Annotated in this window: 16 protein-coding genes and 1 tRNA gene; 9 read left to right on the top strand and 8 right to left on the bottom strand. The window is 72.7% G+C overall.

The window, feature by feature from the left end; all coding sequences use genetic code 11:
- Positions 1-166: 166 nt before the first annotated feature.
- Together DVA66_RS09105 and DVA66_RS09100 are read left to right on the top strand one after the other, a co-directional pair.
- A complete protein-coding gene (locus DVA66_RS09105) occupies positions 167-649 on the top strand; it encodes a GrpB family protein (protein WP_157973925.1) in 483 nt (160 codons plus the stop codon).
- A gap of 94 nt (positions 650-743) precedes the next feature.
- A complete protein-coding gene (locus tag DVA66_RS09100) occupies positions 744-1,193 on the top strand; it encodes an Hsp20/alpha crystallin family protein (RefSeq protein WP_232821863.1) in 450 nt (149 codons plus the stop codon).
- Positions 1,194-1,265: 72 nt separating this feature from the next.
- On the opposite strand, the gene DVA66_RS09095 is transcribed toward DVA66_RS09100, so the two are convergent.
- Positions 1,266-2,810 carry an alanine/glycine:cation symporter family protein gene (locus DVA66_RS09095; protein WP_114559796.1) on the bottom strand — a complete coding sequence of 515 codons (1,545 nt, stop codon included), beginning with the start codon at positions 2,808-2,810 and terminating at the stop codon, positions 1,266-1,268.
- A 189-nt stretch (positions 2,811-2,999) separates the two neighbouring features.
- Between DVA66_RS09095 and DVA66_RS09090 the strand changes: the two genes are divergently transcribed.
- Positions 3,000-3,563 carry an NYN domain-containing protein gene (locus DVA66_RS09090; protein ID WP_114559800.1) on the top strand — a complete coding sequence of 188 codons (564 nt, stop codon included), beginning with the start codon at positions 3,000-3,002 and terminating at the stop codon, positions 3,561-3,563.
- A gap of 80 nt (positions 3,564-3,643) precedes the next feature.
- Positions 3,644-4,201 (top strand): DUF805 domain-containing protein, encoded by a 558-nt coding sequence (locus tag DVA66_RS09085; protein ID WP_114559795.1) that lies wholly within the window; start codon positions 3,644-3,646, stop codon positions 4,199-4,201.
- Positions 4,202-4,268: 67 nt separating this feature from the next.
- Here DVA66_RS09085 and DVA66_RS09080 read toward each other — a convergent pair whose 3' ends face one another.
- The 3 genes from DVA66_RS09080 to DVA66_RS09070 form a co-directional block, all read right to left on the bottom strand.
- On the bottom strand, positions 4,269-5,225 hold the full coding sequence (locus DVA66_RS09080) for a hypothetical protein (RefSeq protein WP_114559794.1): 957 nt from the start codon (positions 5,223-5,225) through the stop codon (positions 4,269-4,271).
- Complete coding sequence (locus DVA66_RS09075; RefSeq protein WP_114559793.1) at positions 5,222-5,872, bottom strand: hypothetical protein; 651 nt, start codon at positions 5,870-5,872, stop codon at positions 5,222-5,224. The genes DVA66_RS09080 and DVA66_RS09075 overlap by 4 nt, the downstream gene beginning before the upstream one ends.
- 63 nt (positions 5,873-5,935) lie before the next feature.
- Entirely contained in the window at positions 5,936-7,000 is a 1,065-nt protein-coding gene (locus DVA66_RS09070) for a 5'-3' exonuclease (protein ID WP_232821862.1), read from the bottom strand.
- Positions 7,001-7,189: 189 nt separating this feature from the next.
- On the opposite strand from DVA66_RS09070, the gene DVA66_RS09065 reads away from it, so the two are divergent.
- Positions 7,190-7,858, top strand: coding sequence for a metal-dependent transcriptional regulator (locus DVA66_RS09065; protein ID WP_114559792.1), 669 nt, complete (start codon positions 7,190-7,192; stop codon positions 7,856-7,858).
- A gap of 121 nt (positions 7,859-7,979) precedes the next feature.
- Here the strand turns inward: DVA66_RS09065 and DVA66_RS09060 are convergent, their stop codons facing one another.
- From DVA66_RS09060 to DVA66_RS09050, 3 genes are read right to left on the bottom strand one after another with little or no spacing between them, the layout of a single operon-like run.
- Positions 7,980-8,807 (bottom strand): metal ABC transporter permease, encoded by an 828-nt coding sequence (locus DVA66_RS09060; protein WP_114559798.1) that lies wholly within the window; start codon positions 8,805-8,807, stop codon positions 7,980-7,982.
- A gap of 35 nt (positions 8,808-8,842) precedes the next feature.
- Entirely contained in the window at positions 8,843-9,667 is an 825-nt protein-coding gene (locus tag DVA66_RS09055) for a metal ABC transporter ATP-binding protein (RefSeq protein WP_114559791.1), read from the bottom strand.
- Positions 9,664-10,593 carry a metal ABC transporter substrate-binding protein gene (locus DVA66_RS09050; protein ID WP_114559790.1) on the bottom strand — a complete coding sequence of 310 codons (930 nt, stop codon included), beginning with the start codon at positions 10,591-10,593 and terminating at the stop codon, positions 9,664-9,666. Before DVA66_RS09050 ends, DVA66_RS09055 begins: the two co-directional genes overlap by 4 nt.
- A gap of 111 nt (positions 10,594-10,704) precedes the next feature.
- Here DVA66_RS09050 and DVA66_RS09045 point away from each other — a divergent pair.
- Both DVA66_RS09045 and DVA66_RS09040 read left to right on the top strand, forming a co-directional pair.
- Positions 10,705-10,777 (top strand) — tRNA-Ala (locus DVA66_RS09045).
- Positions 10,778-10,835: 58 nt separating this feature from the next.
- Entirely contained in the window at positions 10,836-11,732 is an 897-nt protein-coding gene (locus DVA66_RS09040; RefSeq protein WP_114559789.1) for an oxidoreductase, read from the top strand.
- A 216-nt stretch (positions 11,733-11,948) separates the two neighbouring features.
- Here DVA66_RS09040 and DVA66_RS09035 read toward each other — a convergent pair whose 3' ends face one another.
- Positions 11,949-12,548, bottom strand: coding sequence for a TetR/AcrR family transcriptional regulator (locus tag DVA66_RS09035; RefSeq protein WP_232821861.1), 600 nt, complete (start codon positions 12,546-12,548; stop codon positions 11,949-11,951).
- Between the two features lie 76 nt (positions 12,549-12,624).
- Here DVA66_RS09035 and DVA66_RS09030 point away from each other — a divergent pair, with 76 nt between their 5' ends.
- Together DVA66_RS09030 and DVA66_RS09025 are read left to right on the top strand one after the other, a co-directional pair.
- The gene (locus DVA66_RS09030) at positions 12,625-13,185 is read left to right on the top strand and encodes a hypothetical protein (RefSeq protein WP_114559787.1); all 561 of its coding nucleotides are present in this window, start codon (positions 12,625-12,627) and stop codon (positions 13,183-13,185) included.
- Positions 13,182-13,544, top strand: a 363-nt coding sequence (locus DVA66_RS09025; RefSeq protein WP_198671614.1) for an FAD-dependent oxidoreductase, incomplete at its 3' end; no start/stop codon positions are given. The genes DVA66_RS09030 and DVA66_RS09025, both read left to right, overlap by 4 nt.

Raw genomic sequence — 13,544 nt, 5'->3', positions numbered from 1 at the left:
GCGCGGGTGGGTGCCGACGCGCACGCCTCCTGCAACCGCACCTGCGAGCTGGGGATGACCCGCGCGACGGGCACGTCCTACCAGCACGTGCTCGAGCTGCTGGCTGCGCGGCTGCCCGGCTGAGCGTCCGGTCGCCCGGCGGCCGCCGCGGTGCGACGATCGCCGGGTGCGCACCACCGACGAGGCGACTGTCGCCCGGGCCCGGGCGACCGCCCGGGAGGCCGCCGCGCTGCTGGCGCGGCACGAGGTGCCGGGAGAGCTCGTGCTCACCGGCGGCAGCAGCCTGCCCGGTCTGCTCACCAAGGGCGATGTCGACCTGCACCTGCGGGTCGCCCCCGGAGAGCTGGCCGCGGCGGTGGAGCGGCTGCGCACGGTGGCCGAGCCGGTGCACCCCGCCATCTGGACCGACGAGTTCGCCACCTTCGAGCGCCGCGAGCCGCCGGTGGTCGGCATCGCGGTGACCGTCGTGGGAGGCGAGCACGACACCCGGTTCGTGCGCGGCTGGGCGCGGCTGCGCGACGACCCGGCGGCACGCCACCGGTACAACGAGCTCAAGCGGGGCACCGACGTCGAGGCGGCCAAGTCGGCCTTCTTCGACGCCCTGGCGCGTGATCCGGACGTGTTCGCTGAGGGCGAACGCGGCCGCTAGCACTCTCCTTCGTCGAGTGCTAATACTGGAGGTGCACAGCACAGCGCAGTGGTCCCGGCCACGGTGGCCGGGCCGGTCGCACATGTGGGAGGTGATGGCTGTGCTTCGTTTCGACCCGTTCTCCGACTTCGACGCGATCACCAAGCAGCTCCTCGGCATGAGCGGTGACACGTCTCGGGTGCCCCGGTTCATGCCGGTCGACCTGTTCCGCGCGGGTGACCACTACGTGCTGCTCGCCGACCTGCCGGGGGTGGACCCGGGCTCGGTCGACGTCAGCGTCCACGAGGGCACCCTGACCCTGACCGCCGAGCGCACCGCGCGCAGCGACGAGGGCGTCCAGTGGCTGACCTCCGAGCGCTTCGGCGGCAAGTTCCGTCGCCAGCTCTCCCTGGGCGAGGGCATCGACACCGAGCGCATCTCGGCCAGCTACGACAACGGTGTGCTCACCGTGACCATCCCGGTCGCCGAGCGCGCCAAGCCCCGCAAGATCGAGGTGCTCAGCTCCTCCGAGGGCACCACGCCCAGCATCGAGGCCAGCGCCTGATCGCGGCGTCCGCACGCGGGAGCACGAGAGCCCCGTCACCGCTCCGGTGGCGGGGCTCCCGTCCGCCGGGGGTCAGTCGTTGCCGTGCTCGCGCTTGATCTCGGCGAGCTCCGCCTCGTCCTCGGCGCCGAGCTCGTGCAGCGTGCCGGCCTTCCGGTCGCGCAGGTAGGCCGTCATCTCCCGCCGCACCACCGGCAGCAGGATGACCAGGCCGATGATGTTGATGAAGGCGCACAGGAACAGGGCGGCGTCGGCCATGGTCACCACGCTGGACAGGGCCGCCAGGCAGCCGATGACGACGAACCCGCAGAGCAGCACCCGGAAGAGGATGTCGGTCCAGCGGCGCTTGCCGAACAGGTGGTGCCAGGCCTTCAGGCCGTAGTAGGACCAGGTGAGGATGGTGGAGAAGGCGAACAGCGCCACCGCGATGGCCAGCAGCACCGGGAACCACGGCAGCACCGTGGCGAAGGCGTCGGAGGTCAGCGTGACGCCACCGACCTCGGTCTGGTCGGTGCGGTAGGCCTCCTGTGCCGCGCTGTAGGACGGGGTGTCGGCGATGATGATGGTCAGCGCCGTCATGGTGCAGATGATGACGGTGTCGATGAACGGCTCGAGCAGGGCGACGAAGCCCTCCGAGACCGGACGTCGGGTCTTCACCGCGGAGTGGGCGATGGCGGCCGAGCCGATACCGGCCTCGTTGGAGAACGCCGAGCGCTGGAAGCCGACGATCATCACGCCGACCACACCGCCGGCGATGCCGACCGGGTTGAAGGCGCCGTTGATGATCGAGGCGAAGGCACCCGGGATCTGGTCGACGTTGACGATGAGCACCAGCAGGCAGGCCACCACGTAGAAGATCGCCATCGCCGGGACGAGCTTGCTGGTCACGGTGGCGATCGAGCGGATGCCGCCGATGATGACCAGCGCGACCAGCCCGGCGAAGATCAGCCCGACCACCAGCTTGGCCGTGGTGCTGCTGAGCAGACCGTCCTCGGCGCCGCCGGTGATCGACTGCAGCTGCTGGAAGGTCTGGTTGGACTGGAACATGCCCGCGCCGGCCACCCCGAAGATGAGGATGGAGACGGCGAAGACGCCGGTGAGGACGCGGGAGACGACCTTGAGCGCGGGGTGCTTGCGCTCGCCGAAGGCGATCGGCAGGTACTTGAACGGGCCGCCGGAGACCTGGCCGTCCTCGTCGATGTCGCGGTACTTCACGCCGAGGGTGCACTCGACGAACTTCGTGCACATGCCGAGCAGCCCGGCGACGATCATCCAGAAGGTGGCACCGGGACCGCCGATGGTCACCGCGACGCCGACACCGGCGATGTTGCCGAGCCCGACCGTCCCCGACAGGGCGGAGGCGAGTGCCTGGAAGTGGGTGACCTCACCGGGGTCGTCGGCCTTGGAGAACTTGCCGCGGACGACGTCCACCGCCACCTTGGCGCCGCGGAACTGGATGAAGCCGAAGTAGATCGTGAAGCCGGCCGCGGCCAGGACCAGCCAGGCCACCACGACCGGGAAGCTGATCGGGCCGAGCGTCACCTCGGCGAAGACGAGGTTGGCGAACCCGGTGCTGAACGGGTCCAGGAAGCTGTTGATCGCCTCTTCGAGGTTCATGGGGTCCTTCCCTGTGGGGAGTCGGCGGGGCCGGGACCACCCGTTGGGGCGGCGTTGACCGAGCCCACAGGCAACCGCGCCCTCCGCGGTACCGCAAGCCTCTCAGCGTCAGGGCCGCGTTCGTGATCTTTTCGTTACCTGGCGCGGGTCGTCCGGCACACGGCCGTCAGGCGGCGTAGCGTGACCGTCATGACCGACGGCGACGCGCCCCTGACCTACCTGCTCGTCGACGGGGAGAACCTCGACGCCACCCTCGGTCAGTCGATCCTGCGGCGCCGTCCGCTGCCCCAGGAACGCCCCCGCTGGGAGCGCCTGCTGCAGTTCGTCGAGGCCCGCTGGAGCCAGCCCGTCAAGGGGTTGTTCTTCCTCGCGGTGCCCGGGGAGCTGCCGATGCCGTTCGTGCAGGCGCTCACCGCGATCGGCTTCGTCACCATCCCGCTGTCGGGGGCGTCGGACGAGAAGGTCGTGGACATCGCCATCCAGCGCACGCTGGAGGAGATCGGACGCCGGCGTGGCGACGTCGTGCTGGCCAGCCACGACGGCGACTTCCTGCCGCAGATGTCGGCGCTGGTCGGCGAGCGCCGCACCGCGCTGGTCGGGTTCTCGGAGTTCCGCAACTCCGGCTTCACCGCGCTGGCCGAGCGCGGGATGGAACTGATCGACCTGGAGCTGGACGTCAAGGCGTTCAACGAGCGGCTGCCGCGACTGCGGGTCATCCCGATCGAGGAGTTCGACCCGGCGCAGTTCCTCTGAGCGCCGCTTCGCGGTGACGCCGCACCCTCGGGCATGGAAATGCCGCCCGGATGGCCTCGGTCGGCACTAGCGTCTGCGCCATGACACAGCCGCAGTACGACCCGCAGGCCTCCGGGCCCTCCCAGGGCGTCCCCTCCCAGCCGTACGGCCAGTCCAACCCCTACGGCCAGCCCGCTCCCTACGGCCAGGGCCCGTCGTCGGGTGACCCGCTGACGCAGCCCCTCTACGGCGCCTCCTTCGGGCAGGCGATCGGGCGCTTCTTCAAGAAGTACGCCCAGTTCAACGGCCGCGCCAGCCGCAGCGAGTACCTCTGGGCGACCCTCTTCAACGTCATCGTCGTCGCCGTGCTCTACGGGGTCGCGCTCGCCATCGTCGGCGCGACCGCCGGCAGCGCCTCCGACCCGTCCCAGGTCAGCTCGGGCGCCGGCGCCGGTCTGGGCATCATCGCCCTGATCATCGGCCTGTACGGGCTGGCGATCATCGTGCCGAGCATCGCCCTGCAGGTGCGGCGGCTGCACGACACCGGCCAGTCCGGCTTCCTCGTGCTGCTGAACCTCATCCCCTCGATCGGTGGCCTGATCGTCTTCATCATGTGCTGCCTGCCGACCTCGCCGAACGGGGACCGCTACAACGTCTGACGGCGACGCCTCTCGCGAGGCGCCGCACCACGCCGAGCTGTGCCGACGGGCCCGCTGACCACCCCGGTCAGCGGGCCCGGTCGCGCACCAGCAGACCCGCCCCGGCGAGGGTGCCGAGCAGGGCCTCGGTGGTGACCTCGATCGGCACGGAGCCATCGGGCTGCGGCCGCCGGGTCAGGTAGGACGGCGAGCCGGAGTGCGTGTACGGGCCGATCTCGGTGGTGGTGATCCGTCCCTCCCGCCTGGCCCGGTTCCAGGAGGAGTCCCGTGATGTCGGCCAGCGCGACGGGAACAGCAGCCCACCCAGCCGGTGCACCCGGTCCCGCGAGCCGTAGAGGTGCCACAGGTGGCGCACCCGGTCCAGGCCGGGGTCGGAGGAGAGCACGCCGCCGAGGCTGAGCACGTACACCGGCGCCCCCTGGTCGGCCAGGTACCAGGACGCCCCGAGGCAGATCTGCCCCCCGCCGGACCAGCCGAGCAGCACCACCGGGTCGCCGCTGCCGGGCTGGTAGCCCGCCGCCCGCAGCCGTCCCCAGATGGTGCGGGCCATCGCCAGGCTGAAGAACGGCCCGTAGCGGCGGTCGGCCGAGACCAGCACCTGGAAGACGTTGTAGAGGTTGATCAGCAGCGGCAGCACCGGCCACTTCCGCCGCTGCATCCGGTCCAGCACCCGCCACAGCCAGGACAGGTCGCGGTCGGTGGTGAGGCCGTGGTCGAGGACGGAGTACGGGAAGACGCCGGTGACCAGGACGGCCTCGTCGCCGAGGCGGTCCCGCAACCGGTCCAGCAGCGGTTGCTCGGGACGGCTGGACTCCGAGGACGCGGTGCCGACACCGGCCAGGTACACGATCCAGGTGGTGCCCTCGGTGGGGGCGGGGCCGACCTCGCGCGGGGGACGGCGCTGCACCGGCTCCTCCTGCTGCGACCACCACCACAGCGCCTCGAACGGGGCGGTCATCAGCAGCAGCAGGAGCAGCGCGACGGCCCCGACGACGATCTCGGCGAGAGGGAACCCGGCGATCACCGGCGCTCACCCACGGCACCGTCGTCGAGCAGCCCGGGCACCTGCAGCAGCTCCGCGCTGGAGCGACGCATCGGACGTCCGGTGATGGCCGTCCAGATCCGGTCGCGGACCCGCACCAGCGGTGGTCCGCCGAAGTGGCTGGCCGCCAGCCCGGTGAGCCCGGCGGTGGCGGCGACGAGCAGCGCGAGCCCGTCGCCCACGGCGAACACCGACGCGGTGACCGCCCACAGCACCAGGAACCCCCAGGCCGACAGCAGGCGTCCCAGGAAGGGGCCGAAGCCGGGCACGATCTGGACGAACGACAGCAGCTTGGGCGACGCGGCGAGCAGGGTCGCGTAGGCGAGCACCAGCCAGTCGGTGGGCTGGCCGATGGCGAGGCCCAGCACCCACAGCAGGCTCGCCTGGGTGAGGTAGAGCAGCAGCACGCCGGTGGCCGTCATCACCAGGGTGAGCCAGTAGGCGAGCCCGCGGACCCGGTTGATGGCCAGCAGCGCGCTCTCGCCGGCGAGCATCGAGACCGCCACCAGCACCGCGAGCACCGCACCGACCAGGACCTGGTCGCCCGCGCCGACGCCGCTGACGTGCGGCTGCAGCGTCAGCGCCGCCCCCACCTCGGCGAGGACCAGCTGGAACAGGTCCGACAGCACGGACCCATCCAACCGTGTCGCCGGTGCGACCAGAAGGGGATATGCCGCCGGGCTGACCCTGGCTCAGAACAGGGTGGCCTGCAGGTCGACCGGACGGGTGGGCAGCGGCGGGAGGGTCTGGCGCGAGCGCCACTCCGCACGGGCGTCCCAGGGCAGGGAGTCGACCACGGGGTCGCCGGGGCCGGGCGGTCCGGGGTGACAGGGCTCCAGCCCGGACAGGCAGTGCTCCGCGACCTTGGCGGTGCCGGGCAGCCCGTGCCCGACCAGCACCCGCCGGACCACGTCCGGGGAGAGCGGGAGCCGGCCCGGCCCGCGGTCGGGGTGGAGGCCGAGGTCGACGTCGCAGACGTTGGCCATCACGGCCTGGTTGAGCTCCCAGCAGGCGCGGGCCTGCGGGTCGGCCAGCCGGTCGCGGGTGCTCGGCCCGACCAGCTCGGCCACCCGGGCGCCGCCGGCGGCGACGTCGTCGAAGACCGCCTCGGCGGTGCCGAGCGCGGCCAGCAGGCGGGCGGCCCGCTTCGGTCCGATCCCGGAGACGCCAGGCAGGTTGTCCGACGGGTCGCCGCGCAGGGCGGCGAAGTCGCGGTACTGGTGCGGGCGGACGCCGAGCAGCAGCTCCAGCCGGTCCGGGGTCATCAGCGGGGAGGCGTCCACGCCGCCGTTGATGACCCGCAGCACGCTGGTGCGCTCGTCGATGAGGGCGAAGGCGTCGCGGTCGGAGGTGACCAGCACGGTGCGCCCGCCGGCGGCGGCGGTGCGGGCGGCGGCGGTGGCGAGGACGTCGTCGGCCTCGAGCCCGTCCGGGGTGACGACGTGCACGCCGAGCTCGCGCAGCACCGCCGCGGCGAGCCGCAGCTGGGAGACCAGCGTGGGCAGCTTGTCGGCGCGCTGGGCCTTGTACTGCGGCCAGCGGGTGCGCCGCCGGCTGTGGTCGGGGTCGTCGAAGCCGACCAGCACCAGGGACGGCCCCACCCGGTCGGCGGCCGCCACCACCTGGGTGAGCAGCCCGCGGACCGCCCACACCGGCTCCCCGGTGACCGTCCGCGCGCCCGTCCCGGCCAGCGCGTGGTAGCTGCGGTGCAGCAACGAGTTGCCGTCGACGGCCAGCAGGACGGGTGCAGCACTCACCCGCCCATCATGCGCCACGCCACCGACACCCCTCGCCTCCCGAGCCCCACCCCAACGCCCTGAGCCTGTCGAAGGGCGGGTGACGCGACCGGCGCGCCGAACCCCACTCCAGCGCCCTGAGCCTGTCGAAGGGCGAGCACCACCGGCTGACCGCTGCCCGCGGCCGGGCGGACTTCCTAGACTGCGGCCGTGTCCGTCTCCGAGCTGAGCGCCAGCGCCCAGAACTACCTCAAGGCGATCTGGACGCTGTCGGAGTGGTCGGAGGCGCCCGTGACGACGACGGTGCTGGCCGAGCGGACCGGGCTGCGGGCGTCCTCGGTCTCGGACGGGATCCGCCGCCTGGCCGAGCAGGGCCTGGTCGACCACGTCCGCTACGGCGCGGTCGAGCTGACCGTCGAGGGGCGTCGCCTGGCGCTGGCGATGGTGCGCCGGCACCGGCTGATCGAGGCCTTCCTGGTGGAGTCGCTGCACTACTCCTGGGACGAGGTGCACGACGAGGCCGAGACGCTGGAGCACGCCGTCTCCGATCTGATGGTCGACCGGATCGACGCCGTCCTCGGCTTCCCCCGCCGCGACCCCCACGGCGACCCGATCCCGAGTGCCGACGGCACCGTGGAGCTGCCGACGGCGGTCGTGCTCACCACCGTCGAACCGGGGTCCCGCATGCGGGTGGAGCGGATCAGCGACGCCGACCCCGGCCTGCTGCAGTTCCTCGCCGACCGCGGCGTCCAGATCGGCACCGTGGTCGACGTCCGCGAGCCCGCCCCCTACACCGGCACGCTCGAGCTCACCGTCGACGGCACGCCGCTCAGCCTCGGCCCCGCGGCCGCCGAGGCGATCTGGGTCTCGGACGCCTGACGCCGGGCGAGCAGCCGTGGCCGGTCCGTCCAGCTCGACGCCAGGCCTGGTCCTGTCGAAAGACGAGCAGCTGCAGGACGTCGACGCTCCAACCGCTGGGTCGGGCTGGAGGCGTGGCGCCTCACACCGCTGCCAGCCGCCGCCGACGCCGGACCGCGGCTAGCCGGCGTCCCACCAGCCCGTTCCGCGGGCTGGCCAGGTACACCACCGCGAACACCGCTCCCTGCGCGAGCACCACCATCGGCCCCGGCGTGGTGTCGAGGTGGTAGCTGAGGTAGAGCCCCAGCACCCCGCAGGCCGCCGCGAGCGCGGGCGCGAGGACCAGCATCCGCGTGAACCGCTCGGTCAGCAGGTGCGCGGTCGCGCCGGGGATGATGAGCATCGCGACCACGAGCACCACCCCGACCGCCTGCAGCGCCACCACGCAGGTGAGCGCGAGCAGGCCGAGCAGCAGCGCCGACAGCAGCCGGACGTCCAGACCGATGGCGTGGGCGTGCACCCGGTCGAAGGCGTACAGCACGAGGTCGCGGCGCTTGAGCAGCAGCACCACCAGCACCACCGCACCGAGGACGACGATCTGCACGAGGTCGGCCGGCGAGACGCCCAGCAGGTTGCCGAAGATGATGTGGGTGAGGTCGGTCTGCGACGGCGTCACCGACACCAGCACCAGTCCGAGCGCGAACAGCGTGGTGAAGACGATCCCGATGGAGGCGTCCTCCTTCACGCGCCCGGTGTCGCGGACCACCCCGATGAGCACCACCGCCAGCACCCCGAACACCAGCGCACCGAGGGCGAAGGGCGCCCCGACCACGTAGGCCAGCACCACCCCGGGCAGCACCGCGTGCGAGACGGCGTCGCCCATCAGCGACCAGCCGATGAGCACCAGCCAGCACGACAGCACCGCGCACGTCACTGACGCGACCAGCGTCGAGGCCAGCGCGGTCTGCATGAAGCCGAACGTGAATGGCTCGACCAACCACTCGATCACCGCACGCTCCCGTCGTCGTGCGCTTCGCCGATCCCAGCGCCCTGAGCCTGTCGAAGGGCCGTCCTGAATCCGTCAGAGGGGGCACCTCCCGACCCGGCTGAATCGTCCAGCCCGAACGCCAGCGCCAGCGTCTCCGGCGCCAGCACCTCCGCCGGCGGACCGTGCCGCAGCACGCGGCGGCGCAGCAGGACGACCTCGTCGGCCAGCTCGGGCAGTGCGTGCAGGTCGTGGGTGGAGACGAGGACGGTGACGCCGTCGGCGGCGAGCTCGCGCAGCAGCCCGGTGATGGTGGCCTCGGAGGTGGTGTCGACGCCGGCGAACGGCTCATCGAGCAGCAGCACGCGCGCCTCCTGGGCGATCCCGCGGGCGAGGAAGGTCCGCTTGCGCTGGCCGCCGGACAGCCGTCCGATCTGCCGGTCGGCGAGGTCGGCCAGTCCCACCCGGTCGAGCGCGGCGTCCACGGCGTCCCGGTCGCGCCGGCGGGGACGACGGGTGAACCCGAGGTGCCCGTAGCGCCCGGTCATCACCACGTCGCGCACCGACAGCGGGAAGTCCCAGTCGACGGCCTCGCTCTGCGGCATGTAGCCGACGACGTTGCTCCGGCGGGCCCGCGCCGGCGTCAGCCCGTGCAGCCGGACCGTGCCGCGGTCAGGGCGCACGGCACCGAGCACCGCCTTCATCAGCGTCGACTTGCCGGCCCCGTTCATGCCGATCAGCCCGCACACCCGCCCGGGCGCCAGCCGCAGCGTCACGTCGTCGAGGGCGAGCACGTCGTCGTAGTGCACGGTGAGGGCGTCGACCTCGACGGCGGGGGTGGTCACGGGCGTCCTCCGAGGGAGGTGGCGATGAGGTCGATGTCGTGGCGGATGAGGTCGAGGTAGGTGGGCACCGGCCCGTCCGGCTCGGACAGCGAGTCGACGTAGAGGACGCCGCCGAACGCGGCCCCGGTCGCCCGCACCACCTGCTGCATCGGCCGGTCCGAGACCGTCGACTCGCAGAACACCGCCGGGATCCCGGCGGCGCGGACGGTGCCGATCGCGCGCTCGATCTGCTGCGGTGTCGCCTGCTGCTCGGCGTTGACCGGCCACAGGTACACCTCGGTCAGTCCGGCGTCGAGGGCGAGGTAGGAGAAGGCGCCCTCGCAGGTGACCAGGGCGCGGTGCTCCGGCGGCAGGCCGGCGAGCCGGCTGACCAGGTCGTCGTGGACGTCCTGCAGCTCGGCGGCGTAGCGCTCGGCGGCGGCGCGGTAGTCGGCGGCGTGGGCAGGGTCGAGCTCGGCGAAGGCGTCGGCCATGGTGGCGGCGTAGCGCTGCACGTTGAGCGGGCTCATCCAGGCGTGCGGATTGGGACGTCCGGCGTAGCCGCCGGGGTTCTCGGGGTCGGGCGCGATGTCGATCGGCTCGACACCCTCGCTGACCACCACGCGGGGGGCGTCCAGCTCGGCGACGAACTGCTCGAACCAACCCTCCAGGCCCATCCCGTTGTCGAGCACGAGGTCGGCCTCGGAGGCCTGCCGCAGGTCACCCGGCGTCACCTCGTAGCCGTGCACCTCCGCACCGGGTTTGGTGATCGACTCGACCCGCAGGTGCGGTCCGGCGACGTTGCGGGCGATGTCGGCGAGCACGGTGAAGGTCGTCAGCACCAGCGGACGGTCGTCCTCATCGGCCCGCGCCGCAGGCTGGCAGGCGGACAGCAGCAGCACCAGGACGCCGACCACGGCCGTCCACGCACCCGCGCTGCTCCGCATGACGCCACCCTAGTTCGACCATGCCGGACACCAGAGTTCGGGTCGACGAACACTCCGCGGAAGCGGCGGATCGTCTATCATCGGACGGCGGTGAGCGCCCGCTCGCCGCGCGGGGCCATGGCGCAATTGGTAGCGCACCTGCTTTGCAAGCAGGGGGTTAGGGGTTCGAGTCCCCTTGGCTCCACCGTCACCCTGCGCACGGCCGCGCCGGCCGCTGACCGTCGCCGGTTACGTTGGGGCACGTGAGCGCCGACCAGCCGACCGTCCCGGACCAGACCGGGCGCACCGTCGTCGTCACCGGCGCCAACAGCGGCATCGGCCGGGCGGCTGCGAAGGCGCTCGCGGCAGGTGGTGCCCGCGTCGTGCTCGCGGTCCGCGACACTGCGAAGGGCGCCGAGGCCGCCGCGACGATGACCGGCGAGGTGGACGTCCACCGGCTCGACCTGGCCGACCTCGCCTCGGTGCGGTCCTTCGCCGATGGCCTCCCCGGGCCGGTCGACCTGCTCATCAACAACGCCGGCGTGATGATCCCGCCGCTCTCCCGCACCGCGGACGGCTTCGAGCTGCAGCTCGGCACCAACCACCTCGGCCACTTCGCGTTGACCAACCTGCTGCTGCCGCGGATCCGGGAGCGGGTCGTCACGGTCTCCTCCATGGGGCACAGGGGTGGCCGGATCGACTTCGGCGACCTCAACTGGGAGCGCCGTCGGTACCGGGCGATGGCGGCCTACGCGCAGTCCAAGCTCGCCAACCTGCTCTTCACCGCCGAGCTGCAGCGGCGTCTCATCGCGGCCGGGTCGCCGGTGCTCGCCACGGCTGCCCACCCCGGTCTGGCGGCGACGAACCTGCTGCGGCCCGGCAGCGTGCCTGCGCCGCTGCACGGCCTCGCGTCGGCCTTCTTCCGCCGGGTGGGGCAGAGCGACGAGGACGGTGCTCGCCCCACGCTGTACGCGGCCACCGCCGACGTCCCGCCCGGCAGCTACGCCGGGCCGGGTGGGGTGTTCGAGGGACGCGGCGCGCCGAAGCTCGTCGGCCGGTCGGCCGCGGCGCTGGACGAGGCGGTCGCGCAGCGGTTGTGGGCGGTCTCGGAGGAGCTGACCGGGGTGTCGTTCCCGGCCGGTGAGCTCCAGCGACCGTAGACCCGTGCTCGCGTCGGGTGAGCCGGCGCGGTGCCAGTGCGGTGACCGCGGTGCTGCTGGCCCGTGAGCTGGGCTCGGGCTTCGACAGGCTCAGCCCGTTGCGGTGGCGTTTGGGCGTGGGTGGGCTCGGGCTTCGACAGGCTCAGCCCGTTGGGGTGCCGTTCGTGTGCGGCTGGCGGCTGGGTTCGGGCTTCGACAGGCTCAGCCCGGCGCGGGTCACTCCTGGCCGATCAGGGCGAGGCCGCTGCGCAGGAACGAGGCGGCGAGGGGCTCGGGGTCGTCGAGGTAGCCGGCGACCATGGCGCCGTCGCGCAGCAGCATGAGGTCGGCGGCGGTGCCGGCGGGGTCGGGAAGGCCGAGGGGGCGCACGAGGTCCTCGAAGGTCTGGCGGCACCAGCCGCGGTGCTCGGCGACGGTCTTGCGGACCTCGCTGTCAGGGTCGGGGTACTCCGCAGCGGCGTTGATGAACGGGCAGCCGCGGAACCCGGGCTGGCACGACATCACGCCGAGCGTCTCCGAGATCAGCCGCAGCGCCTGCGCCGGGTCGCCACCGGCCTGCTCGATCGCCCCGGTGACGCCGGCCCGCTCCTGCTCCGCGCGCCGCTCGAGGTGGGCGACGACGAGCGCGTCCTTGCTGGAGAAGTGCCGGTAGAAGGTCACCTTCGTGGTGCCGGCGCGCTCGATGACCTTGTCGACGCTCACCGCCCGCAGCCCCTCGGCGTAGAACAGCTCCGTCGCCGCCTCGACCAGCCGCTCGCGCATCGACCCCTTCTTCACCCGCTCGATCATAAGCCGCTCCTCCTCGCTTGCCCTCATCGTCGATCCATGTAGAGTGACTAGTCATTCTACTAGTGGTCCGGACGATCTCCGGACCGGAGAGACAGGACCTGACGTGACCAGCACGACCGACACCCCTCCCGCCGCACTCGCCCCGCAACTGCGCACCCTCTACCTCGCCCGCTTCGTCTTCGCGGTGGTGTGGGCGGTGCTGCTCGCGCTCACCGCGCGCACCTTCGGCCCGCTCACCGTGGGCCTCCTGCTGCTCTACCCGCTGGTCGACCTGGGAGCGGCCGTCGTCGACCACCGCGCCTCGCGGGCCGTCCGCCCGACGCCGCTGCTGATCGTCAACATGGTGCTGAGCGCCCTGACGGTGATCGGGCTCGCCGTCGCGGCGACGTCCGGCGTCCCGGCCGTGCTCGTCGTCTGGGGCGTGTGGGCGATCACCGCCGGCGCGGTCCAGCTCGCCGTCGGCCTGGTCCGGCGCCGGCTCGGCGGGCAGTGGCCGATGATCCTCAGCGGGGGCATCTCCGTGCTCGCGGGCTCGGGCTTCATCCTGCAGGCCATCTCGGGTGGTGGCGCGCTGACCGGCCTGGCCGGCTACGCCACCCTCGGCGGCATCTTCTTCCTCCTCTCCGCCCTGCGCCTCGGGCGCGCCGCGAAGGTCGCCCGGTGAGCGCCGCGACCGAGGTCGACGTCGTCGTCATCGGCGCCGGACCGGTCGGGGAGAACGTCGCCGATCGCCTCGTCCAGGGCGGGCTGACCGCCGCCGTCGTGGAGTCCGAGCTGGTCGGCGGCGAGTGCTCCTACTGGGCCTGCATGCCGACCAAGGCGCTCTTGCGGGACGCCGCCGCGCTCCGTGCGGTCCGGGCGCTGCCCGGCGCCGCCGCCGCCGTCACCGGTTCGCTCGACGCCACCGCGGTGCTCGAACGCCGCGACCGGTTCGCCTCCGGCTGGGACGACGAGGGCCAGGTCGCCTGGCTGCGCGGCGCCGGCATCGGCCTGCACCGCGGCCACGGCCGGATCAGCGGGCCG

Source organism: Desertihabitans aurantiacus, from assembly GCF_003344635.1.
GTDB lineage: Bacteria > Actinomycetota > Actinomycetes > Propionibacteriales > Propionibacteriaceae > Desertihabitans > Desertihabitans aurantiacus.
Note: the sequence above shows the minus strand (reverse complement) of the source record. Positions and strands in the feature narration are given on the sequence as shown.